This window comes from Nocardia amikacinitolerans NBRC 108937, from assembly GCF_001612615.1.
GTDB classification, from domain to species: Bacteria; Actinomycetota; Actinomycetes; order Mycobacteriales; family Mycobacteriaceae; genus Nocardia; species Nocardia amikacinitolerans.
Genome location: NZ_BDAU01000028.1, coordinates 178,176 through 198,969 on the forward strand (window position 1 = coordinate 178,176; position 20,794 = coordinate 198,969).

Sequence of the window (20,794 nt, forward strand, 5' to 3'; positions counted from 1 at the left end):
AGGTCGATAGGCTTCCGCACATGGCTTCTGGAGACATCGTCCCGATCGAGCTCGGCCTGACCGACGGCGATCTCGTCACCCTGTGGGCACCGCGCTGGCGCGACGGTGACGACGAGTGGATGGCATTCCTCGGACATGAGGATTCCCTCTATGGTTTCGACACCGTCGCCGAACTGGCCGCGTTCATCCGGACCAGCTCCGACAACGATCTGGTCGACCATCCCGCGTGGAAGGTCGTCGCCGGACTCTCGGCGGTGGAACTGGAGCCGGAGGAGAATTTCACGTTCGACCTGGTCGCGGTGCCGGAGCTGGCCGCGGGCGATCCCGACGTGGACAGCATCGCCGAGCTGGAGGACACCCTCGGCATGGTCCGCAACATCGGCGAGGTGTGCGAGCTGGAGACGGTCACCAAGTTCTTCGGCTCGCATCCCGTGCTCGGCGCGCTGCCGGGCGGGGTGAGCGCGTTCGTCGGTCGGGACGGCGAGGAACTCTGGGACCAGATCGGCGCGGCCATCGCCAAGGACTGGGACTCGGTGCTCGACGCCATCGACTCGGTGGTCGCCACCCCGGACGTGGACGCCGAAGCCGTCGCGGTCGCCGAGGCCGAGTTGCTCGCGGCCGAGGAGAACGTGGTCGACGCCGACGACGCGGCCGACAGCGACGAGGACGAGGAGTTCGAGGCCGTCGACTTGGACGACGAGGACGAGGAGGAAGACGACTCGTTCTGGCACGAGGTCGGCATCGACCCGGTCAAGATCGTCACCTCGGACGGCACCTATTTCACGCTGCGCTGCTACCTCGACGACGAACCGATCTTCCTCGGCAAGAACGGCTCGATCACGGTCTTCGGCTCCGAGCGCGCCCTCGCGCGCTACCTCGCCGACGAGCACGACCACGATCTGGCGCGAGTGAGCACCTACGGCGAGGTACAGACCGCCGCCGTGGACGGCTCGCTCGAGGTCGAGGTGACCGACGAGAACGTCTATGTGCTGCCCGGCCTGGCCGACGACCTGGCCGAGGGACCGGAGGCGGTCGACATCGAACAGCTCGACCTGGCCGTCGAATTGTTCACCGATGCCGCCGACTACGCCGAGGACGACGCCGTCGAGCAGGCGCTGGCCCAGTCCACTCCCCTGGGCTGGTACGTGTCGTACCTGCTGAACCCGGACCCGACCCGGATGGCGCCGAACCCGCCGTTCGCCGCCGAAGCGCAGAGCTGGCGCGAGCTCGAGCGTGCGTTCGAGGCCCGGCTCGCGCCGCAGTAGTCCGCTGAAATGGGGCCGAATCCGTTCGGCCCCAACTCATTTCAGTCTGATCCAGATGTGCTCGGCGCGACCGAGCAGCCGCTCGTCCGCGCCGTAGACCGCGGTGGCGGAATAGAGCTTGCGACCCTGCACGCCATGACTTTCCCCGACCACCACGCACGGCTCGCCCGCCTCGGGCAGGCCGAACACCGCGGCGGTCATCGAGCCGAGCAGTGCTGGCTGCTCCAGCATGCCGGGTACCGACCAACCGCCAGGGCAGTCCAGCGCCGCCCACAGCAGCGCGGCGTCGATCGGCAGCGTCTCGTCAGGCGTCCACGGGGCCGCGACCACGCCCTCGCGCACCGGACCCGGCTCGATGCGCAGGCCGTCCCCGCGCGCGTTTCCGCAGACGAAGCAGTGCGCGAACATGTCGTTGGTCTCGTACGAGCCAGCGGCGACTTCCGCCACCTCGCGCGGCACGGATCCCGGGACGTCCCGTTCGAACGCGCCCGCCCGCGATTCCGCGATCAGGCGCTCACCGTCGAACAACTTGCCGTCGTCCAGCCGCAACGGCGTGTCCAGCGGAGCCGGGTTCCGCAGCATCACCGTCACCGCGCTCTCGTCGCGGTGTTCGGCGAGGCGTCCGGCGACATAGCCGCCGTTGCCGGAATTCGGTGGGCCGTTGAACCGACCGGGAATCTGCACAATCGTCACGAGATCCCACGATAACGAGGTCTATCGGAGGCTCTTCGTGGGCGGGCGGTGCGAAACTTCAGCCGAGCAGCACCGCGTATCCGGGCTTGATGATGTCGTCGATGATGCGCAGCCGGTCCGGGAACGGGATGAAGGCCGACTTCATCGCGTTGATGGTGAAGCGCTCCAGATCGCTCCAGCCGTAGCCGAAGGTCTCCACCAGCTTCAGCATCTCCGCACTCATCGTCGTGTCGCTCATCAGGCGGTTGTCGGTGTTCACCGTGACGCGGAAGCGCAGCCGGGCGAGCAGATCGAACGGGTGCTTGTCCAAGGCGGGCACCGCGCCGGTCTGCACATTCGACGACGGACACAGCTCGAGCGGAATTCGCATGTCCCGCACGTAATTCGCGACCAGACCCAGTTCCGCGTCCGCCAGCGCGCCCGGCACGTGGATGTCGTCGGTGATGCGCACGCCGTGCCCGAGCCGGTCGGCGCCGCAGAACGCCAGCGCCTCGTGGATCGACGGCAGGCCGAACGCCTCGCCCGCGTGGATGGTGAAGTGCGCGCTGTTCGCCCGCATGTACTCGAACGCGTCGAGATGCCTGCTCGGCGGAAAGCCCGCCTCCGCGCCCGCGATGTCGAAGCCGCCGACGCCGCGGTCGCGCCAGCGCACCGTGAGCTCGGCGATCTCGCGCGAACGCGCCGCGTGCCGCATGGCAGTGAGCAGGCAAGTCACCACGATGGAATGGCCCGCCTCGGCGGCGGCCGCCTCGCCCTCGCGGAAGCCGGCCAAGGTGTGCTCGACCACCTCGTCCATGCTCAGTCCGCGCTCCAGGTGCTGCTCGGGCGCGAAGCGCACTTCCGCGTACACCACGCCGTCGGCGGCCAGGTCCTCGGCGCATTCGCGGGCCACTCGGCGCAGGCCCTCCGGTGTCTGCATCACCGCGACGGTGTGCGCGAACGTCTCCAGGTAGCGCTCCAGCGAACCGCTGTCGGCGGCGTCGCGGAACCAGGCCGCGAGGGTCGCCTCGTCGGTGGCGGGTAGGTCTTCGTAACCGCAATCGGCGGCGAGCTCCAGTACCGTCGCGGGCCGCAGACCACCGTCGAGGTGATCGTGCAGCAGCGCCTTGGGAGCTTGGCGGATCGAGGCGAGGGTGAGCGGCATCGGTCCTGTCATGACCACACGTTAGCCGCGCCGCGCGGAATCGGCAGCGAAGTTCCGGCGTGGCAACCATCTCGTTGCCGGCGAGCCATGGAGTGGTCCACAGCGCGTTCGCGCGGCGTTGCCGATCACGGTCGTCCGCCGTGCCGGGCCGAGCACGGTGCGCGACTCCCGGTGCCGTCCCGGCATGCCCGCCTGCACGAGCGGCTGGACGGCTCGCGCACCGACGGCCCGGCGCTCAGGAACCGATTCGGTCGAGGATGAGCGGGGCGCCCCCGGCCGGTGCGGCAGCGCCGATGGCCAGCGAATCCGCCAGTGCGGCAACGGCTCCCGGGAGCGCGTCCGGTGTGTCGGTATGCAAGGTGAGCAGCGGCTGTCCCGCGCGGACCGGATCGCCAGGCTTGGCGTGCATTTCGATACCCGCACCGAACTGCACCGGGTCGCCTTGGCGGGCGCGGCCCGCGCCGAGACGCCACGCGGCGATGCCGACGCCCATGGCGTCCATGCGGGTCAGCACGCCGTCGCGTTCGGCGCGAATGGTCTCGGTGTGCCTGGCGCGCGGCAGCGGCGCGTCCGGGTCGCCGCCCTGGGCGCGCACCATGGCGCGCCAGTGATCCATCGCCCGTCCGTCGGCGAGCGCGTCGGCCGGATCGATGTCCAGGCCCGCCAGCGCCACCATCTCCCGCGCCAGCGCGAGGGTGAGCTCGACGACGTCGGCGGGCCCGCCGCCGGCAAGCACCTCGACCGACTCGGCCACCTCGAGCGCGTTGCCCGCGGTTCGCCCCAGCGGGGTGTCCATCGCGGTGAGCAGCGCGACGGTGCGCACCCCGGCGTCCGTGCCGAGCTCGACCATGGTCGTGGCCAGTTCGCGGGCCGCGCCGTGGTCCTTCATGAACGCACCGGACCCGACCTTCACGTCGAGCACCAGCGCGCCGGTGCCCTCGGCGATCTTCTTGCTCATGATCGAGCTGGCGATCAGCGGGATCGACTCGACCGTGCCCGTGACGTCGCGCAGGGCGTAGAGGCGCTTGTCGGCGGGCGCGAGGTCGGCCCCCGCCGCGCAGACGACCGCGCCGATCGCCGGATCGGCGAGGATCTCGCGCATCCGCGGCACGTCGACGTCGGCGCGCCAGCCGGGGATCGACTCGAGCTTGTCCAGGGTGCCGCCGGTGTGTCCCAGACCACGTCCGGACAGTTGCGGAACGGCCGCGCCGCACGCGGCGACCAGCGGCGCGAGCGGCAGCGTGATCTTGTCGCCGACCCCGCCCGTCGAGTGTTTGTCCACCGTGGGCCTCGGCAGATCCGTGAAGTCCATCCGCCGTCCCGAGGCGATCATCGCGGCAGTCCAGCGGGCCGTCTCCCTGCGCGTCATCCCGCGCCAGACGATGGCCATGGCCAGCGCCGACATCTGCTCGTCGGCCACCGCGCCGCGGGTGAAACCGTCGACCACCCAGTCGATCTGCTCGTCCGACAGCTCCCCGCCATCCCGCTTGGTCGTGATGATCGAAACCGCGTCAACACCCGTCACCCGGCCAGTCTGGCACGACACCCCGCCGCCGCTGGTTCTTGTCGGAGGCCTCCGATAGCCTCGCCGCATCAATCGATCGACGAAGGGGGATTCAGATGACTTACGCCGAGTTGAACCGACGGGTTACCCGGATCGAGACGCGCACCCGCGAGGTCGAGGCTTGCCACTCCGAGTCAATCTACAAGCTGACCCGGCGGGCGGCGCGGACGGACATCGTGACCGGACGTCTGGTCGTCGGCATGAACCAACTGGGTCGCGGTATTGCGCTGATGATGGAGCGCATGGGGCTGCCACCGCTCGAGTTCGCGGAGGTATCGATGCCAACCGAAGCGGAAATCGACGACGCACTCGAGGCCGACTGCTGACGAGGGGGCGACTATGACTTGTTCGGATCTGGATCGCAGGATGGCCAGGATCGAGACGCGCGTCGCCGATCTCGAGGAGACGCTGCTGCGAGACGTTCGCGGGGTGAAGGTCTTCGCGAACCGGCTCGCGGCTCAGTCGTCGACCATCGGTGAGGGTGTCGCGCTGATGATGCAACGAATGGGGCTCACTCCCATTCGCGTGCCGACTGTCGAGCCGCCCACCCCGGCCGAGATCGACGAGTCGTTCGAAGACGACTGCTGACGGATAGCGACTACTGCTGCCCGGCGTTCAGGTCGTCGGGACCGAAGGCGTCGGGCAGCAGGGTGCTCAGCCGGACGGGGCCGGTGCGGTGGTCCACCAGGAGATCGCGGCCGCCGTGCTCGTAGAGGAGTTGGCGGCAGCGACCGCACGGCATCAGGATTTCGCCGCGGGAATCGCAGACCGAGACCGCCGCGAGACGCCCGCCGCCGCCCGCGAATAAGTTACCGACGAGTACGCATTCGGCGCAGAGGGCCAATCCATATGAGACATTTTCCACATTGCAACCGCTCACAATTCGACCGTCCGAAGTGAGAGCCGCGGCGCCGACCGGGAAACGGGAGTAGGGCGCATAGGCATTGCGCATAACTCGAATAGCATTGTCGCGCAAAACATTCCACTCGATTTCCGACATCGCGAGCCTCCCGCCGAACCACCGCGAGGAGGGCGCACGAGAGCCCGCGCGCACCCCATTACGCATCAACAAAGGCAAACCTAACCCAGCGCAATGTAGCGCAACGCACGGCACGCCGAATTAGTTCCGCGAAACCGAGAGGATTAGAGTCCACAACAGATCGGTTCAGGTTCCCGGCGGGCCTCGCGCAAACGGAGCACCGTGCTCCAGCACACTCGGAGCACAGCGCAGCAACCTGGGCATTCGCCCCCTTCACGCGGCCGGCCCGGGACCTGAAACCGGGTCCATCAACGACGTTGGAGGCACCGCACTCTATGACCACGATCGAAGCTCCGGCCCAGCCGAAGCGGAAGACGCTGTACCGAGGCGACCCCGGAATGTGGTCCTGGGCGCTGCACCGGATCACCGGTGTCACCATCTTCTTCTTCCTCTTCGTGCACGTCTTGGATACCGCACTGGTCCGCGTCAGCCCGGAGACCTACGACGCGGCGATCGAGACCTACAAGACCCCGCTCGTCGCGCTGATGGAGATGGGCCTCGTGGTCTGCGTGCTGTTCCACGCGCTCAACGGCGTCCGCGTGATCCTCGTCGACTTCTGGTCCCAGGGCCCGCGCTACCAGCGCCAGATGCTCTGGATCGTGCTCGCCATCTGGATCCTGGTCTCGGCCGCCGGTATCGGCCGCCAGTTCTTCTACCTGTTCACGGAGCACTGATCGCCATGACTGCACCTGTTCTCGGTAAGTCTTACGACCGCCCGGCCAGCCTGGATCTGCCCCGCTCGCCGCGCGCCCGCTCCAGCAACAACTTCGAGAAGTACGCGTGGCTGTTCATGCGCTTCTCCGGCCTGCTGCTGATGGTCCTTGTGCTGGGCCACATGTTCATCATGCTGATGATCGACGGCGGCGTGCAGCGGCTGAACTTCGCCTTCGTCGCGGGCCGCTGGGCCTCCCCGTTCTGGCAGATCTGGGACCTCACCATGCTGTGGCTGGCCCAGCTGCACGGCGGCAACGGTCTGCGCACCGTGATCGACGACTACTCCCGCAAGGACTCGACCCGGTTCTGGCTCAAGACCCTGCTGGTGATCTCGATGATCCTGGTCACGGGCGTCGGCACCTACGTCATCTTCACCTTCGACCCCAACATCAGTTAGGAACAGGCCCTCGATGAGTGAATCGCGACCGATTCAGGAACACCGCTACGACGTCGTGATCGTCGGTGCCGGTGGCGCGGGCATGCGCGCGGCGATCGAGGCCGGTCCCCGGGTCCGCACCGCGGTGCTGACCAAGCTGTACCCGACCCGTAGCCACACCGGCGCGGCCCAGGGCGGTATGTGCGCCGCGCTGGCCAACGTCGAAGAGGACAACTGGGAATGGCACACCTTCGACACCGTCAAGGGTGGTGACTACCTGGTCGACCAGGACGCCGCGGAGATCATGGCCAAGGAGGCCATCGACGCGGTCATGGACCTCGAGAAGATGGGTCTGCCGTTCAACCGGACCCCCGAGGGCAAGATCGACCAGCGCCGTTTCGGTGGCCACACCCGCGATCACGGCAAGGCCCCGGTCCGCCGCGCGTGCTACGCCGCCGACCGCACCGGCCACATGATCCTGCAGACGCTGTACCAGAACTGCGTCAAGCACGACGTGGAGTTCTTCAACGAGTTCTACGTGCTCGACCTGGTGCTCACCGAGACCGACCGCGGTCCGGTCGCCACCGGTGTGGTCGCCTACGAGCTGGCCACCGGCGAGCTGCACGTCTTCCACGCCAAGTCGATCGTGTTCGCCACCGGCGGCTCGGGCCGGATGTACAAGACCACCTCGAACGCGCACACGCTGACCGGCGACGGCATGGCGATCGTGTTCCGCAAGGGTCTGCCGCTGGAGGACATGGAGTTCCACCAGTTCCACCCGACAGGTCTGGCCGGTCTCGGCATCCTGATCTCGGAAGCGGTTCGCGGTGAGGGCGGCATCCTGCGCAACGCCTCCGGCGAGCGGTTCATGGAGCGCTACGCCCCCACCATCAAGGACCTGGCACCGCGCGACATCGTCGCCCGGTCGATGGTGCTCGAGGTGCTCGAAGGCCGCGGCGCGGGTCCGAACAAGGACTACGTGCTCATCGACGTGACCCACCTCGGTGAGGACGTGCTCGAGGAGAAGCTGCCCGACATCACCGAGTTCTCCCGCACCTACCTGGGCGTCGACCCGGTGAAGGAGCCGGTGCCGGTCATGCCGACCTGCCACTACGTGATGGGCGGCATCCCGACCCGGATCCGCGGCGAGGTGCTGCGCAACAACACCGACATCGTCCCCGGCCTCTACGCGGCGGGCGAGTGCGCGTGCGTCTCGGTGCACGGCTCCAACCGCCTCGGCACCAACTCGCTGCTCGACATCAACGTGTTCGGCCGCCGCGCGGGCATCGCCGCCGCGGAGTACGCCCAGCGCACCGAGTTCGTCGACATGCCGGAGAAGCCGGCGCAGATGGTCACCGAGTGGCTGGAAATGCTGCTGTCGGAGCACGGCAACGAGCGGGTCGCCGACATCCGCACCGAGCTGCAGTACACGATGGACATGAACGCCGCCGTGTTCCGCACCGAGGACACCCTCAAGCAGGCCCTCACCGACATCCACGCGCTCAAGGAGCGGTACTCGCGGATCTCGGTGCAGGACAAGGGCAAGCGGTACAACAGCGACCTGCTGGAGGCCGTCGAGCTCGGCTTCCTGCTCGAGCTTGCCGAGGTCACCGTCGTCGGCGCGCTGAACAGGAAGGAATCGCGCGGCGGCCACGCACGCGAGGACTACCCGGACCGCGACGACGTGAACTTCATGCGGCACACGATGGCCTACAAGGAGAGCCCCGAGCTCATCGCCGACATCCGCCTCGACTTCAAGCCGGTGGTGCAGACCCGTTACGAGCCGATGGAGCGTAAGTACTGATGACTGCTGTTGCCGAAGCACCCTCTTCGCAGAAGCCCGCTCCGGTCCCCGACGGCTCGGTGATGATCACCGTCAAGGTGGCCAGGTTCAACCCGGAGGACGACAAGGGCGCGCACTGGGAGTCCTTCCAGGTGCCGGTCCTGCCGACCGACCGCTTCCTGAACGTGCTCATCTACATCAAGTCCTACCTGGACGGCACGCTCACCTTCCGTCGCTCGTGCGCGCACGGCGTGTGCGGTTCGGACGCGATGCGGATCAACGGCGTGAACCGGCTGGCCTGCAAGGTGCTGATGAAGGACATGCTGCCCAAGGGCGGTAAGTCGCTCACCGTCACCGTCGAGCCGATCCGCGGCCTGCCCGTGGAGAAGGACCTCGTCGTCGACATGGAGCCGTTCTTCGACGCGTTCCGCGCGGTGAAGCCCTACCTGATCACCACGGGTAACGAGCCAACCCGCGAGCGCATCCAGAGCCAGGCCGACCGCGCCCGGTTCGACGACACCACCAAGTGCATCCTGTGCGCCTGCTGCACCACCTCCTGCCCCGTGTACTGGAGCGACGGCAGCTACTTCGGCCCGGCCGCGATCGTGAACGCCCACCGCTTCATCTTCGACAGCCGCGACGAAGGCGCCCGCGAACGCCTCGACATCCTCAACGACGTCGAAGGCGTCTGGCGCTGCCGCACCACCTTCAACTGCACCGACGCCTGCCCCCGCGGCATCGAGGTCACCAAGGCCATCCAGGAAGTCAAGCGAGCCCTCCTCTTCACCCGCTGACCCCCCGGACCACCGCCTCACTACGAAGGCCGCCACCGTCCCGAAGACGGTGGCGGCCTTCGTCGCTTCCAGCGGTCGTCGAGAGCCCGTGGCCACGACCACATCCGGCTCGACGGATCATCGACCACATCCGCCGAGGACGGCCGATCACGTTGACCGAACAGCCAGACGTACTCTACGTACTTGACGTACTTGACCTTTCCTCTGGATGATAGTCGTATCCGAGGAAAGGCGATCCGATGTCCGCAGTGCGCTATGACAGCTACACGGAAGCCCGAGCCCATCTGAAGGACCTGTTGGACGCCGCAGGACAAGGGCGAGTGGCAACCGTCCGTCGCGACACCGAGTATGCCGCTGTCGTCGACGCCGAGCGACTCCGCTATGCCCTGGCCAGGTTGTGCCCCGCCAACGCGGAAGTCGTCCCCGAGAACGGCGGATGGTCGATGTACCTACCTGGGCTGCCAATCGGTGCCGATGGCGCCGACTTCGACGAGGCCGTCGAAGAAATGATCATCGCGCTGCGTGAGTACGCGGATGACTGGCAAAGCCGACTGCGTACCGCACCCAATCACCGTGAACACTGGGGTCTCGTTCAGCTGATCGAGCTCAGCAACGATGCGCAACTTCACGACTGGCTTGTCGGGGCCACCCAGTGACGTGGCCTCAGCCGACCCGTGAACGGCACGAGCAGTTCTGCAAGCTCGAGAGGTGGGAACGGATACGAGATGCGCGCGGGCGCACCGGAACTCACCACATCACGTATGAACTCGGACTGTCGGACGGCAGGATACTACGGACCCGAATCTCACACCCGGTCGATCGCACGGGCTACGGCACAGCTCTGTGGTCTCATATCCTGAGAGATCAACTCGAAGTCACCGAAGATGAATTCTGGCAGTGCATCTCGCACGGCATCTTGCCCGACCGCGGTGCACCGGAACCGCCACGTGAGTCCCTGCCCGCCGATCTGGTCCACCTGTTGATCCATCGGGTCGGCCTCACCGAAAGCGAAGTCGGGGCCATGGACAAGCCCGAGGCGATCGCTCGATTGCAGCGATTTTGGATCGAAGGAGTGTAGGCCTGACACGCGGGCCGACTTTGGGGCCAGCCAGGAAGTCAAGCGAGCCCTCCTCTTCACCCGCTGACCCCCGGACCACCGCCTCACTACGAAGGCCGCCACCGTCCCGAAGACGGTGGCGGCCTTCGCTGGATTGCGGGGCTTCGGCCACGCGGGGCCTCGCCTGCATCCGAACCGATTCACCGGCCGCACGCGGGGATTCGGCGGCGCAAGATCAGGGGACCGGGGAACGCGTTGCGCGGCGCGCGAACGGCGGGGCGTGTTCGGGGCGGAGGCCGATACCGCCCAAGTAGGCGGTGACAGCGCGCAGCCGGGCCGAGCGGCGCAGCAGCCGCAGCGGGGCTGGGAGCCTGCGCTCGTCGAGGGTGGCGTTCAGGGCGGGGCGGATGAGCATGTCGTGTTCGGCGCGCTGGGACCGCTGGACCATCGCCGCGGGGAAGGATCGGCGGCGTTGGACGCGGGCCAGATCGGTACGGCGAAGCTTGCCGCGTCGCAAGGGTTCGGCGAGGTATCGCGCGGTGGCGACGGCGTCTTGGATCGCGAGGTTGACGCCGACGCCGCCGACCGGCGACATGGTGTGCGCGGCGTCGCCGATGCACAGCACGCCGTCGGCGTACCAGCGGCGCAGCCGGTCCATCCCGGTCCGCAGCACGGCGACATCGTCCCAGTCGCGGATGGCGGCGAGTTGCCGCTCCGAGAAACCGCACAGCTCGCCGAGACGGGACCGCCACGCCGCGATGTCCTCGAGTCGCCGCTGCTCGTCGGTGCCTTTCGCGATGAGGTACGCCACCTGCTGGTAGTCGCCGCGATCCATCGCCACCGCCACCTGACCCCCGCCGAACCAGCCGAACACCTCGCCGTCGCCGATGTGGGACTTGGGTACTCGGACCTGCCACACATCCATCGGAATCTCGAACTCGCGCACCGGCAGTCCGGATTCACGGCGCACCACCGACCACCTGCCGTCGCAGCCAACCGTGAGATCCGCGGTGAGCGACCGCGCTCCGCCGTCCGCATCGGTGTAGTCGACACCGGTGACCCGGCCGTCGTCGTCGCGGCGTAATCCGGTGACGGTGCAGTCGCGACGGAGGGTGAACGTCGGCTCCTCGGAAGCGGCAGCGCACAGCAGATCAAGGAAATCGCCTTGGGGCACCATCGCGATGTGCTTGTGCCGACCGGGAATTCGGCTGAAATCCGCCATCACGACGACGGTGTCGCCGATTCGGATACGCATCTGCCGCAGGCGTCCGGCGGGAATTCTCGCGAACCGTTCGCCCAAGCCGAGTTCGTCGAGAAGGCGCAGTGTCGACGGGTGGACGGTATCGCCGCGGAAGTCCCTTCGGAAGTCGGCGTGCTTCTCGAGCACGGTCACCTCGACGCCCGCGCGAGCCAGCAAGAGTCCGAGCGTCATCCCCGCTGGGCCGCCACCCACGACGACGCACCCCGTTCGTTCGATCATGCCGCCAGGCTAACAGAACTTAGACTCTGTCTAAATTTCGATGGCGTGTAAGAATCCAGGCATGGGACTGCGGGAACAGAAGAAGCGGAAGACCAAGCAGGCTCTCGTCGAGGCGGCCCTTCGATTGTTCGGCGAGAAGGGCTACGACAACACCACCGTCGCCGAGATCGCCGCCGCCGCACAGGTTTCCTATGCGACCTTCTTCAACTACTGCACCACCAAGGAAGACGTCGTCTTCGCCGACGACGACCTCTACGACGAACTTCTCGCCGAGATCTTCGCGACCCGCGTCCCATCCGAACGTCCCGCCGACCTACTCTTGCGCGCGATCGATCAGCTGAGCGCGGCGACGAGCTGGAGTTTCCCGCTCGATCACGAACTCACGCACATCCGAGCACGCCTCATCGCCGAAGTGCCCGCCCTGCGCGCTGCCGCTCTGCTGCGCAACGCCGGCCTCCGGCAGCGCCTGACCCGAGCCCTCCTCGACGCCTACCCCGACGATCTCGACATACTGCACGCGGCAGCACTGACCGGCGCGATGGTCGGTGCGGTCGACGCGGTGCTCGACGACTCCGCCAGAGGACAGCTGACACCCACCACGATCACCGGCATCGTGCACCAAGCCGCTGAAATCGGCCTGCGCGGGCACCTGTCGGAGGGAGCACGGCATACGACCTGAGCCGACTCATTCCCGGCCGAGGGGAAGAGGAGTCGCGCAGGACCAGTGTTCGCCCGCGAGGACGACGTGGTCAAGGAAGCGGAGGCCTACGGTGCGGCAGGCTTCGATGATGGCGGTGGTGGTGCGCCGGTCGTCGAGGCTGGGGGTGGCGGTGCCGGAGGGGTGATTGTGGACGAGGGCGAAGGCGCGACCGTCGTGGCGGAGGACGGTGTTGAGGATTTCGCGGATCGGGACGGTGACCTGATCGACCGCGCCTTCGGCGACGAACACCTTCTGCCGCAAGCGATTCTGGGTGTCGCAGACCAGCACGAGGATTCGTTCCACGCGGACGCCGTCGAACAGCGGGCGGGCGATGCGGACGACGTCGAAGGCGCTTTCCAGGTGCGGCGCGGCCTCGGGTTCGGCGCGTGCCCTGCTGCCGAGCTGGAAGGCGGCGATGATCGCGGCGGCCTTGGCCACCCCGACGCCGGCTCTGCGGAACAGTTCCTCGGGCCGGGCCGCGGCCAGACCCGGGATGCCGCCGTATTCGGCGAGGAGCTCCGCGGCCAATTCCAGCGCGCTCTCGCCCCTGCGACCCTGACCGAGCAGCAGGGCGAGCAATTCGCTGTCGCTGAGCGCGTGCGGACCGAGCGCGAGCAGTCGCTCACGCGGGCGTTGGCCGAAGGGCAGGTTGGCGATCGGTACCGACATCTCAGACCCCCTCGAAGGCGATGGAGAATTCGGATTGTGCCAGCGGCCACCGACAGGTCGGGTGGGTGCGCGGTTCGGGCAGAATGAGGGGACGAACCGATTGGGGGGACGAATGTCTGGGTGGCGCAAGAACTCCAAGAACACGGGGGCCCACGGCCGCGACGGCGCGACGCGGACCGTCCGCGCACTGAGCGCGACCGCGCTGCTGACGCTCGCGGCCTGCGGAGGCTCCGGCACCGCGGCGAGCCCGGACCTCGACAGGTACTACGACCAGCGCGTCGCATGGGGTTCCTGCGCGGACTTCCCGCACGGCGCCGAGCTGACCGCCGGCGGCCTGGAGTGCGCGCGGGTGACCGTCCCGCTCGACTACGCCGAGCCCGACGGCGCCACGGCCTCGATCGCCATCTCCCGCCTGCCCGCTCGCGGCGAGCGGGTCGCCGCCCTGCTCACCAATCCAGGCGGCCCCGGATCGCCGGGACTCGCGATGCCGCTGATGTTCGCGGAAAGCGAGACGGCGCAACGCTTCGACGTGATCGGCGTCGACGTGCGCGGCCTCGGCGCGTCCACACCGAAGGTGGTGTGCCTGACACCGGAGGAGTTCCAGGCGGAGCGCAACGAGCTCGACGTCGACTATTCGGCGGAAGGCATCGCGCAGACCGAGCGCGAACACCGCGACTACGTCGACAAATGCGTGCGGCGAACGGGGGTCGACGTACTGGCCAACGTCGGAACCCGCGAGGTGGCACGGGATTTCGATGTGATCCGGGCGGCGCTCGGCGACGAGAAGCTGACCTACTACGGCGGCTCCTACGGCACCCGCCTCGGCTCCACCTTCGCCGAGATGTTCCCCGATCGGGTGCGCGCCATGGTCCTCGACGGTGGCGTCGACCCGGCCACCGACATGGTCGACGCCGTGGTGTTCTCGCGCGGCTTCCAGCAGGCCTTCGACGCCTACGCCGCCGACTGCGCGAAGGCGCCGGACTGCCCGCTCGGCACCGAACCGGCCCGCGCCACCGCGGCCTTCCACGCCCTTGTCCTCCCGCTGATCGACCGGCCCGCCGCAACGGCGGACCCGCGCGGCCTCGGCTACCGCGACGCGCTCAGCGCGGTAGCCAATTCGCTGTACAACCCGGCGGGCTGGCCCGGTATCACCACGGGTCTGAAAGAGCTGGCCGGGGGCCGCGGCGACGCGCTGCTGGCGTTCGCGGACGTCATCGCGAGCCCGAGCATCGTCGAGCGGGATCTGCAGCAGGCGGTGTTCTGCCTCGAGGAGAAGCGCGTCACCGATCGCGCGGAGGCCGCCGAACTGGACCGCCACACCCGCTCCGCCGCACCGATTTTCGACGACGGGCGCGCGACGGGACAGGCTCCGCTCGGCGTCTGCGCCTTCTGGCCGGTGCCGACGAACTCCCAGCCGCACGTCCCCTCGATACCGAATCTGCCGAAGGTCGTTGTCGTCTCCGTCACCGGCGATCCGGCCACCCCGCACCAGGGCGGGATCAACCTGGCCCGTGCGCTCGGCGCTTCCCTGGTCACCTACGAGGGCGTGCAGCACGGCGTCTTCGGCCAGGGTGTGGCGTGCGTGGACGAGGCGGTGTTGCGCTATCTGATCGATCTCACCCCGCCGCCCGAAGGCCTGGTCTGCCGGTCGGTCTGAGCGGATCCCAGCGGGCCCGACAACCGCCGGTTCGGGCACACTGTTCGGCGAACCGGCATCCGGGGGAAGGCGAATAGTGCGAAGGCGCAGGACGATTCAGAAAGTGGCGCGGTCGTGGTTTCCACGCTCGGCGCTGGCGGCGCTGCTGCTCACCACGGCGGCGTGCGCGGACGACGAACCGCTCGTCGCACCGGCTCCGACCTTGGAACCGTTCCTCCGCCAGACCCTCACCTGGGAGTCGTGCGAGAACTATCCCGGCGGCGCGGGTCTTTCCGCAGAGGGCATCGAATGCGCGCGGGTGACGGTTCCACTGGACTACGCCGACCCCGGGGGCGAGACCGCCCGCATCGCCATCTCTCGGCTGCGGGCGCGCGGCGAGCGTGTCGCCGCGATCCTCACCAACCCGGGCGGCCCTGGCGGGCCCGGCCTCGGCATGCCGAGGATGCTGGCGAAATCGCCGCTGGCCGAACGCTTCGATGTGATCGGCATGGATGTGCGCGGCCTCGGCGCCTCGACGCCGCTGGTGCGCTGCCCGTCCGCGGAGGAGACGCGGACGGAGCGGTTGCTCCTCGCGGTCGGCCATACGGTCGGCGAGGTCGACCAGCTGGAGGAGGAGGTGGAGGACTACGCGGTCTCGTGCGCCGCCGGTTCGGGAACGAAGCTGCTCTCGCACGTCGGAACCGTCGATGTGGCCAGGGATCTCGATGTGATCAGGACGGTGCTCGGCGAGCAGAAGCTGACGTACTTCGGTGGTTCCTACGGCACCCGCATCGGTTCCACCTTCGCCGAGATGTTCCCGGACCGGGTCAGGGCGATGGTGCTGGACGGCCCCCTCGATCCGGCGTCCAACATGAGTGATCCGGTGGTCGACGCCGCCGCGTTCCAACGGGCATTCGAGGCCTACGCGGCGGACTGCGCGACGGCACCCGACTGCCCGCTCGGCACCGACCCACGGCAGGCCACCGAGGTCTACCGGAAGCTGACTCTGCCACTGATCGAGCACCCCGCGCCCACCACGGACCAGCGCGGAGTGGACTTCGTCGACGCGGTCGAAGCGGTGATCGCCTCGATGTACAGCCCGAAACTCTGGCCGGACCTCACCGCGGCCCTCGCCGAGCTGAGCCGGGGCCGCGGCGACGCGCTCCAGGCGATCACCTCCGGCCATTCCGAGTCCGTCGGAATGGGCGTGCACCTGGCGGTGAACTGCCTCGAGGAGGTCAGGGTCACCGACCGGGCGCAAGTAACCCAGTGGGAGCGCCGAATTCGCGAGGTCGCTCCCATCTTCGACAGCGGACTTCCGGTCACCGAGTCGCCCTTGGACGTCTGCGCGTTCTGGCCGGTGCCGCCGAATTGGCAGCCGCATCCGCCGGTGATCACCGGCCTGCCGAAAGTGGTGGTCGTGGCGGCCACCGGTGATCCGGCGACGCCGTACGAGCGCGGCGTGCGGCTGGCCGAGGCCCTCGACGCGTCACTGATCACCTACGAGGCAACCCAGCACGGCGTCGCGTTCAAGGGCGTGCGCTGCGTGGACGAGCCGGTCATGAAGTACCTGATCGAACTCGTTCCACCGCCGGACACCCGCTGCGCACTACAGCGATAGACGGCGGGTCGGGCCTCCGCCTTCGCCACGCCTGGGACTGTCGACGGTAGTGCCCCTCTAACCGTCGACGGTGACGACCTCCGGCGCGGGTAGCGCGCACAGCACACCCGAGGCCAGCTTCTCGAGGTGATGGAGTTGCCGCTCGTGCACCACGATTCGGCGCAACGCCTCGTTGACGGTGGCGTTGCTGTTGGACGTGCCCATGATCGCGGCGGCGGCGGCCAACAGCTTCTGGTCGAGATCGATCCGCACGGTATGCATGCGTCCTCCTTCGTACTTTCGCCATCTTGCGCCATCAGCCCCGCTCATGTCCGGCAAATCGCGTACACGCGTCGGGATACCTGTCTTGACTTAATACCCTACGGGGGTATAGTGCGAAGTATGGAACACCGCCACGGAGCCCACGGGGCACAGCACGGACACTCCGGGCACGCAGGCCATTCCGCACCGGCCGCGAGTGAAATGCACGCGGCCGACCAGCACGCCGGGCACCGAACCGACAGTGCCGACACGCACCGCGGTCACGGCGCCGACGCGCACCGAAGCCCGAGTGCCGCCGCACATCAAACCGTCAGCACCGACGCACACCGAACCCACGGCACCACCGATCACTCCGCACACACCGGGCATCACCCCGCCGCCACCTGGAAGATGGCCGCGACCGCCACCCTGCACTGCCTCACCGGCTGCGCCATCGGCGAGGTGCTCGGCCTGGTCATCGGTACCGCGCTGGGCTGGAGCACGCTGCCGACGATGGTCCTCGCCATCGTGCTGGCGTTCGTCTTCGGCTACGCGCTGACCATCCGCGGCGTGATGAAGGCGGGCGTCGCGTTCGGCGCCGCGCTGTCCGTCGCGTTCGCCGCCGATACGCTCTCGATCACGGTCATGGAGATCACCGACAACGCGGTGCTGCTCGCGGTGCCCGGCGCCATGCACGCCGGACTCACCGACGCCCTGTTCTGGGGTGCGCTCGCCTTCGCTTTCGCCGTCGCCTTCGTGGTCACCACGCCGGTGAACAAGTGGCTGATCGGCCGCGGCAAGGGCCACGCCGTGGTGCACGCGTATCACGGCGGTCACTGAATCGCCGCTGTCACCGTTTCCATCCGCGAGACCGGCAATCGACGGAATCGGCCCGGCCAGCTAGGCAGTGTGTACAGCTGGCTGGGCTTTCGTTGTCGGAACGGTCAGGCGGTGCTTGCATCGAGGTATGTTCACCGAGGCTCAGCTGTACTCGCCGGTCACCCGCAGCGGCGACGGCGACGTGACGGTGCATTTGAGCGATGAGCACCCCGGCGTGCACGACCCCGAGTACCGAGCGCGCCGCAACGCCATCGCCGCTCTCGCGCTGGCCTACAAGCCGGGCGAACCCGTACCCGAGATCGATTACACCGAGGAAGAACAGCAGGTCTGGCGGATCGTCTCCGCCGAACTGGCCCGCAAACACCGCACGTACGCGTGCGGGGAGGTACTGGCCGCCGCGTCCCGGCTCGGTCTACCCGGCGACCACATCCCGCAACTCGACGAGGTGACGGCGGCACTCGCCCCGCTCACCGGCTTCCGCTACGTCCCCGCCGCCGGGCTGGTGCCGTTGCGCGAGTTCTTCGGCTCCTTCGCGGACCGGGTGTTCCACTCGACGCAGTACATCCGGCATCACTCCGCCCCGCTCTACACGCCCGAGCCGGACGCCATCCACGAGATCATCGGCCACGCCAACCAGATCGCCAGCCCCCGCTTCGCCGCCATCTACGAAACCGTCGGCGCGGCGGTCGCCAGACTGACCACCCAGACGGCGCTGAAATTCCTCGCCGATGTGTTCTGGTTCTCGATGGAGTTCGGCGTCGTCCGCGAGCACGGCGAAATCCGCTGCTACGGAGCCGGACTGCTGTCCTCCTACGGCGAGCTGGACGAGTTCCGGCGGGCCGAGCTGCGGCCGCTCGACGTGGTCGCCATGGGAACCGCGGCCTACGACATCACCCACTACCAGCCGATTCTGTACTGCGCCGAGTCGGTTTCCGAGATCGAGGACGTGATCGGCGGCTTCTTCGCCGAGATGGACGACGACACTCCCCTGCGCGCCTTGCGCGACCAGAAACGCCCCTCGGTGGCCGAGGCGAGCTGAGGCGGTCAATCGACGGAAGGGTCGAGCGGCAGACCGGCGTCGAGGAAGTCCATCGCGCGGCCGAGGTTGTCCGCGTTCACCGGCGCGCGCAGCGAGATGGCGAGGCCCGCTCCGGCGATCGCACCGGCCGCCACGCGGACCTCGAAGTCGTCGGCGGGGCGGTCGAGGTATTCGGCGAGCAGCTCGGCGATCATCTCGATGCCGCGCTCGAGCTCGATGCCGATCGCCGCGCGCAGTTCCGGCACGTGGTAGAGCAGGGCTTGGCGCTCCTGCTCGAATGCCAGTTCCTCGGGGGTCAGGGTGGCGAACGCCGTGTCCATCGCTTGGCGGAAGGCGAGAATCGGGGAAAGCCCACGCGGCTGGCGGCGGATCTCCTCGATCAGCACCGGATCCAGGTCGTCGGCGATGACCAGCTGCTCCTTGGTCGGAAAGTAGCGGAAGAAGGTGCTCGGGGAGACGTCGGCCGCCGCGGCGATCTGCTCGATCGTGGTCTCCCCGTAGCCCTGCTCGCGGAAGAGCCGGAACGCCTCGGTGCGAATCGTCCGGCGGGTCCGCTCCTTCTTCCGCTCCCGCAACCCCGGCGCCGCGACACCCTCACCCGTTGACTCAACCGACATGCGTCGATTCTGACTCATCGCGCGCCGCCGCGGCGGCAGGTGCGTCGACCGGCTCCGGCGCGCGGCCCGGCAGCACCCACAGCGCCAGCGGCACCGACACCGCGCACAGGGCGGCGCAGACCCACAGCATCAGGCTCATCCCGCCGACGAAAGCCGACTGGACCTGGGCCAGCGCGTCGGCGCTTCCGCTCGCCTTCGCCGCGGCCGCCCCTGCGCTCACGCCGTCGTCGTAGGGCGCGACGTTCAGCGCACCGAGTTCGGCGCGATACCTGGTGACGAGCACGGTGCCGAGCAGCGCGACGCCGATGGTGCCCGCCGCCTGCCGCAGCGCCTGCATCAGCGCGGACCCGACGCCGCTGCGCGCGACGTCCAGATCGTCCATGGCGACCGACATCGCGACCGGCATGCCCATGCCCATACCGACGCCGACCAGCGTGATCCAGCACGCGGTGAACCAGTAGGCGCTGTCCACGTCCGTCAGCGCGCCCATGCCGAGGCCGATGCCGAGCAGCACGAAACCGGCCGTGATCGCCACGCGCGCACCGGCTTTCGGGAGCAGCCGGTCCCCAAGCCGCGCACCGACCACCACGCCGCCGATCATCGGAAGCAGCCGAAGTCCGCTGCCGAGCGCGTCGGCGCCGAGCACCTCCTGGTAGTACTGCGGCACGGTGAAGAACATGCCGAACATCGCGAAAGTGATCAGCACGGCGAACACCGATCCCCAGCGGAAACCCTTGGCGCGGAACAGCTCCAGGTCGATCAGCGGGTTCCGTGCGCGACGCTGCCATAGCAGGAACGCCGCAACGGCGAGCACGCCGCAGGCGAACAGCATCCAGGCGACGGCGTCGCCCCAGCCTTCTTCGCCGAAGCGGATGAAACCGTAAGTGACACCGAGCATGCCGAGCATCGACAGCAGTACGCCGGGCAGATCGATCGGATGCTGTCGCGGATTACGCGATTCCGGCACCAGCGCGGCCACCGCCGCCGCGGCGACCACCACCATCGGCACGTTGATCAGGAAGACCGAACCCCACCAGAAGTTGTCGACCAGCCAGCCGCCGAGCACCGGCCCCAGAGGCAGACCGAGCGAGGTCGCGGTGACCCAGATCGACATGGCGCGGGCCCGTTCCCGCTGCTCGGGAAACAGCACGGGAAGCACGGCCATGGACAGCGGCACCATGACCGCCGCGGCGATGCCGAGCACCACCCGCGCCGCGATCAGCTGCCCCGAGGTCTCCGCGAAGGCGCAGGCGAGCGAGGCCAGACCGAACAAGACCAGCGCCGCGAGCAGGAGCTTCTTGCGCCCGTAGCGGTCGCCGAGCGCTCCCGCGGGCAGCATGAACGCCGCGAGCGCCAGCGTATAGGCGGAGCTGAACCATTGCAGCGCACCGGTGTTCGCGTGCAGATCGACGGCGAGGGTGGGCAGCGCGACGGTCAGGACGGTCATATCGAGACCGATGGTCAGCATGGCGAGAGCCAGCGCGCCGAGCGCGAGCCACCGTCGGGTATCCGCGTTCATGATC

At 68.3% G+C, this 20,794-nt stretch carries 23 protein-coding genes; 13 read left to right on the forward strand and 10 right to left on the reverse strand.

Going from position 1 to position 20,794, the window contains the following annotated elements; all coding sequences use genetic code 11:
• Window positions 1-20: 20 nt before the first annotated feature.
• Window positions 21-1,265 carry a SatS C-terminal domain-containing protein gene (locus NAM01S_RS21090; RefSeq protein WP_067787804.1) on the forward strand — a complete coding sequence of 415 codons (1,245 nt, stop codon included), beginning with the start codon at window positions 21-23 and terminating at the stop codon, window positions 1,263-1,265.
• A gap of 36 nt (window positions 1,266-1,301) precedes the next feature.
• On the opposite strand, the gene NAM01S_RS21095 is transcribed toward NAM01S_RS21090, so the two are convergent.
• From NAM01S_RS21095 to NAM01S_RS21105, 3 genes are all read right to left on the reverse strand, one after another.
• A complete protein-coding gene (locus NAM01S_RS21095) occupies window positions 1,302-1,958 on the reverse strand; it encodes a hypothetical protein (protein WP_097247063.1) in 657 nt (218 codons plus the stop codon).
• A gap of 58 nt (window positions 1,959-2,016) precedes the next feature.
• Complete coding sequence (locus NAM01S_RS21100; RefSeq protein ID WP_067787806.1) at window positions 2,017-3,114, reverse strand: adenosine deaminase; 1,098 nt, start codon at window positions 3,112-3,114, stop codon at window positions 2,017-2,019.
• Window positions 3,115-3,337: 223 nt separating this feature from the next.
• Window positions 3,338-4,627 (reverse strand): thymidine phosphorylase, encoded by a 1,290-nt coding sequence (locus tag NAM01S_RS21105; protein ID WP_067787904.1) that lies wholly within the window; start codon window positions 4,625-4,627, stop codon window positions 3,338-3,340.
• A gap of 95 nt (window positions 4,628-4,722) precedes the next feature.
• On the opposite strand from NAM01S_RS21105, the gene NAM01S_RS21110 reads away from it, so the two are divergent.
• Together NAM01S_RS21110 and NAM01S_RS21115 are read left to right on the forward strand one after the other, a co-directional pair.
• Window positions 4,723-4,992 (forward strand): hypothetical protein, encoded by a 270-nt coding sequence (locus NAM01S_RS21110; protein WP_067787808.1) that lies wholly within the window; start codon window positions 4,723-4,725, stop codon window positions 4,990-4,992.
• Window positions 4,993-5,005: 13 nt separating this feature from the next.
• The gene (locus NAM01S_RS21115; protein ID WP_157107819.1) at window positions 5,006-5,254 is read left to right on the forward strand and encodes a hypothetical protein; all 249 of its coding nucleotides are present in this window, start codon (window positions 5,006-5,008) and stop codon (window positions 5,252-5,254) included.
• Between the two features lie 10 nt (window positions 5,255-5,264).
• Here NAM01S_RS21115 and NAM01S_RS21120 read toward each other — a convergent pair whose 3' ends face one another.
• Window positions 5,265-5,666, reverse strand: coding sequence for a cytidine deaminase (locus tag NAM01S_RS21120; protein WP_067787812.1), 402 nt, complete (start codon window positions 5,664-5,666; stop codon window positions 5,265-5,267).
• A 314-nt stretch (window positions 5,667-5,980) separates the two neighbouring features.
• Between NAM01S_RS21120 and sdhC the strand changes: the two genes are divergently transcribed.
• The 5 genes from sdhC to NAM01S_RS21145 all read left to right on the forward strand — a co-directional run bounded on the left by sdhC (window position 5,981) and on the right by NAM01S_RS21145 (window position 10,028).
• Window positions 5,981-6,379, forward strand: a complete 399-nt coding sequence (gene sdhC / locus NAM01S_RS21125; RefSeq protein WP_084483136.1) for a succinate dehydrogenase, cytochrome b556 subunit — start codon at window positions 5,981-5,983, stop codon at window positions 6,377-6,379.
• A gap of 5 nt (window positions 6,380-6,384) precedes the next feature.
• The gene (locus tag NAM01S_RS21130) at window positions 6,385-6,816 is read left to right on the forward strand and encodes a succinate dehydrogenase hydrophobic membrane anchor subunit (RefSeq protein WP_067787814.1); all 432 of its coding nucleotides are present in this window, start codon (window positions 6,385-6,387) and stop codon (window positions 6,814-6,816) included.
• Window positions 6,817-6,847: 31 nt separating this feature from the next.
• The gene (sdhA, locus tag NAM01S_RS21135) at window positions 6,848-8,599 is read left to right on the forward strand and encodes a succinate dehydrogenase flavoprotein subunit (RefSeq protein ID WP_067787906.1); all 1,752 of its coding nucleotides are present in this window, start codon (window positions 6,848-6,850) and stop codon (window positions 8,597-8,599) included.
• Complete coding sequence (locus tag NAM01S_RS21140) at window positions 8,599-9,372, forward strand: succinate dehydrogenase iron-sulfur subunit (RefSeq protein ID WP_067787816.1); 774 nt, start codon at window positions 8,599-8,601, stop codon at window positions 9,370-9,372. The genes sdhA and NAM01S_RS21140 overlap by 1 nt, the downstream gene beginning before the upstream one ends.
• Before the next feature lie 239 nt (window positions 9,373-9,611).
• Window positions 9,612-10,028, forward strand: coding sequence for a RelB antitoxin-like protein (locus NAM01S_RS21145; protein ID WP_067787818.1), 417 nt, complete (start codon window positions 9,612-9,614; stop codon window positions 10,026-10,028).
• A 149-nt stretch (window positions 10,029-10,177) separates the two neighbouring features.
• Here NAM01S_RS21145 and NAM01S_RS35145 read toward each other — a convergent pair whose 3' ends face one another.
• Window positions 10,178-10,492, reverse strand: coding sequence for a hypothetical protein (locus NAM01S_RS35145; RefSeq protein ID WP_157107821.1), 315 nt, complete (start codon window positions 10,490-10,492; stop codon window positions 10,178-10,180).
• Between the two features lie 172 nt (window positions 10,493-10,664).
• The gene (locus tag NAM01S_RS21155; RefSeq protein WP_084483138.1) at window positions 10,665-11,909 is read right to left on the reverse strand and encodes an FAD-dependent oxidoreductase; all 1,245 of its coding nucleotides are present in this window, start codon (window positions 11,907-11,909) and stop codon (window positions 10,665-10,667) included.
• A gap of 61 nt (window positions 11,910-11,970) precedes the next feature.
• On the opposite strand from NAM01S_RS21155, the gene NAM01S_RS21160 reads away from it, so the two are divergent.
• Complete coding sequence (locus tag NAM01S_RS21160; protein WP_067787824.1) at window positions 11,971-12,588, forward strand: TetR/AcrR family transcriptional regulator; 618 nt, start codon at window positions 11,971-11,973, stop codon at window positions 12,586-12,588.
• Window positions 12,589-12,594: 6 nt separating this feature from the next.
• Here NAM01S_RS21160 and NAM01S_RS21165 read toward each other — a convergent pair whose 3' ends face one another.
• Window positions 12,595-13,278 (reverse strand): JAB domain-containing protein, encoded by a 684-nt coding sequence (locus tag NAM01S_RS21165; RefSeq protein ID WP_084483140.1) that lies wholly within the window; start codon window positions 13,276-13,278, stop codon window positions 12,595-12,597.
• A gap of 112 nt (window positions 13,279-13,390) precedes the next feature.
• On the opposite strand from NAM01S_RS21165, the gene NAM01S_RS21170 reads away from it, so the two are divergent.
• Both NAM01S_RS21170 and NAM01S_RS21175 read left to right on the forward strand, forming a co-directional pair.
• Window positions 13,391-14,935, forward strand: coding sequence for an alpha/beta hydrolase (locus NAM01S_RS21170; protein ID WP_084483141.1), 1,545 nt, complete (start codon window positions 13,391-13,393; stop codon window positions 14,933-14,935).
• Between the two features lie 103 nt (window positions 14,936-15,038).
• Window positions 15,039-16,535, forward strand: coding sequence for an alpha/beta hydrolase (locus NAM01S_RS21175; protein WP_253799013.1), 1,497 nt, complete (start codon window positions 15,039-15,041; stop codon window positions 16,533-16,535).
• Window positions 16,536-16,592: 57 nt separating this feature from the next.
• Here NAM01S_RS21175 and NAM01S_RS21180 read toward each other — a convergent pair whose 3' ends face one another.
• Window positions 16,593-16,796 carry a type II toxin-antitoxin system VapB family antitoxin gene (locus NAM01S_RS21180; RefSeq protein WP_067787826.1) on the reverse strand — a complete coding sequence of 68 codons (204 nt, stop codon included), beginning with the start codon at window positions 16,794-16,796 and terminating at the stop codon, window positions 16,593-16,595.
• A gap of 120 nt (window positions 16,797-16,916) precedes the next feature.
• On the opposite strand from NAM01S_RS21180, the gene NAM01S_RS36690 reads away from it, so the two are divergent.
• Window positions 16,917-17,615 carry a DUF4396 domain-containing protein gene (locus NAM01S_RS36690; protein WP_253799011.1) on the forward strand — a complete coding sequence of 233 codons (699 nt, stop codon included), beginning with the start codon at window positions 16,917-16,919 and terminating at the stop codon, window positions 17,613-17,615.
• Between the two features lie 127 nt (window positions 17,616-17,742).
• The gene (locus tag NAM01S_RS21190; protein ID WP_067787828.1) at window positions 17,743-18,654 is read left to right on the forward strand and encodes a phenylalanine 4-monooxygenase; all 912 of its coding nucleotides are present in this window, start codon (window positions 17,743-17,745) and stop codon (window positions 18,652-18,654) included.
• A gap of 5 nt (window positions 18,655-18,659) precedes the next feature.
• Here NAM01S_RS21190 and NAM01S_RS21195 read toward each other — a convergent pair whose 3' ends face one another.
• Window positions 18,660-19,271 (reverse strand): TetR family transcriptional regulator, encoded by a 612-nt coding sequence (locus tag NAM01S_RS21195; protein WP_067787830.1) that lies wholly within the window; start codon window positions 19,269-19,271, stop codon window positions 18,660-18,662.
• On the reverse strand, window positions 19,261-20,790 hold the full coding sequence (locus NAM01S_RS21200; protein ID WP_067787832.1) for an MFS transporter: 1,530 nt from the start codon (window positions 20,788-20,790) through the stop codon (window positions 19,261-19,263). Before NAM01S_RS21200 ends, NAM01S_RS21195 begins: the two co-directional genes overlap by 11 nt.
• Window positions 20,791-20,794: the final 4 nt, after the last annotated feature.

Bases quoted from the DNA above. Each gene is read 5' to 3' on its own strand.
- NAM01S_RS21090 (WP_067787804.1), top strand. From the start codon at position 21: ATGGCTTCTGGAGACATCGTCCCGATCGAGCTCGGCCTGACCGACGGC.
- NAM01S_RS21100 (WP_067787806.1), bottom strand. From the start codon at position 3,114: ATGACAGGACCGATGCCGCTCACCCTCGCCTCGATCCGCCAAGCTCCC.
- NAM01S_RS21110 (WP_067787808.1), top strand. From the start codon at position 4,723: ATGACTTACGCCGAGTTGAACCGACGGGTTACCCGGATCGAGACGCGC.
- NAM01S_RS21115 (WP_157107819.1), top strand. From the start codon at position 5,006: ATGACTTGTTCGGATCTGGATCGCAGGATGGCCAGGATCGAGACGCGC.
- NAM01S_RS21120 (WP_067787812.1), bottom strand. From the start codon at position 5,666: ATGTCGGAAATCGAGTGGAATGTTTTGCGCGACAATGCTATTCGAGTT.
- sdhC (WP_084483136.1), top strand. From the start codon at position 5,981: ATGACCACGATCGAAGCTCCGGCCCAGCCGAAGCGGAAGACGCTGTAC.
- NAM01S_RS21130 (WP_067787814.1), top strand. From the start codon at position 6,385: ATGACTGCACCTGTTCTCGGTAAGTCTTACGACCGCCCGGCCAGCCTG.
- NAM01S_RS21140 (WP_067787816.1), top strand. From the start codon at position 8,599: ATGACTGCTGTTGCCGAAGCACCCTCTTCGCAGAAGCCCGCTCCGGTC.
- NAM01S_RS21145 (WP_067787818.1), top strand. From the start codon at position 9,612: ATGTCCGCAGTGCGCTATGACAGCTACACGGAAGCCCGAGCCCATCTG.
- NAM01S_RS21155 (WP_084483138.1), bottom strand. From the start codon at position 11,909: ATGATCGAACGAACGGGGTGCGTCGTCGTGGGTGGCGGCCCAGCGGGG.
- NAM01S_RS21160 (WP_067787824.1), top strand. From the start codon at position 11,971: ATGGGACTGCGGGAACAGAAGAAGCGGAAGACCAAGCAGGCTCTCGTC.
- NAM01S_RS21165 (WP_084483140.1), bottom strand. From the start codon at position 13,278: ATGTCGGTACCGATCGCCAACCTGCCCTTCGGCCAACGCCCGCGTGAG.
- NAM01S_RS21170 (WP_084483141.1), top strand. From the start codon at position 13,391: ATGTCTGGGTGGCGCAAGAACTCCAAGAACACGGGGGCCCACGGCCGC.
- NAM01S_RS21180 (WP_067787826.1), bottom strand. From the start codon at position 16,796: ATGCATACCGTGCGGATCGATCTCGACCAGAAGCTGTTGGCCGCCGCC.
- NAM01S_RS36690 (WP_253799011.1), top strand. From the start codon at position 16,917: ATGGAACACCGCCACGGAGCCCACGGGGCACAGCACGGACACTCCGGG.
- NAM01S_RS21190 (WP_067787828.1), top strand. From the start codon at position 17,743: ATGTTCACCGAGGCTCAGCTGTACTCGCCGGTCACCCGCAGCGGCGAC.
- NAM01S_RS21195 (WP_067787830.1), bottom strand. From the start codon at position 19,271: ATGTCGGTTGAGTCAACGGGTGAGGGTGTCGCGGCGCCGGGGTTGCGG.
- NAM01S_RS21200 (WP_067787832.1), bottom strand. From the start codon at position 20,790: ATGAACGCGGATACCCGACGGTGGCTCGCGCTCGGCGCGCTGGCTCTC.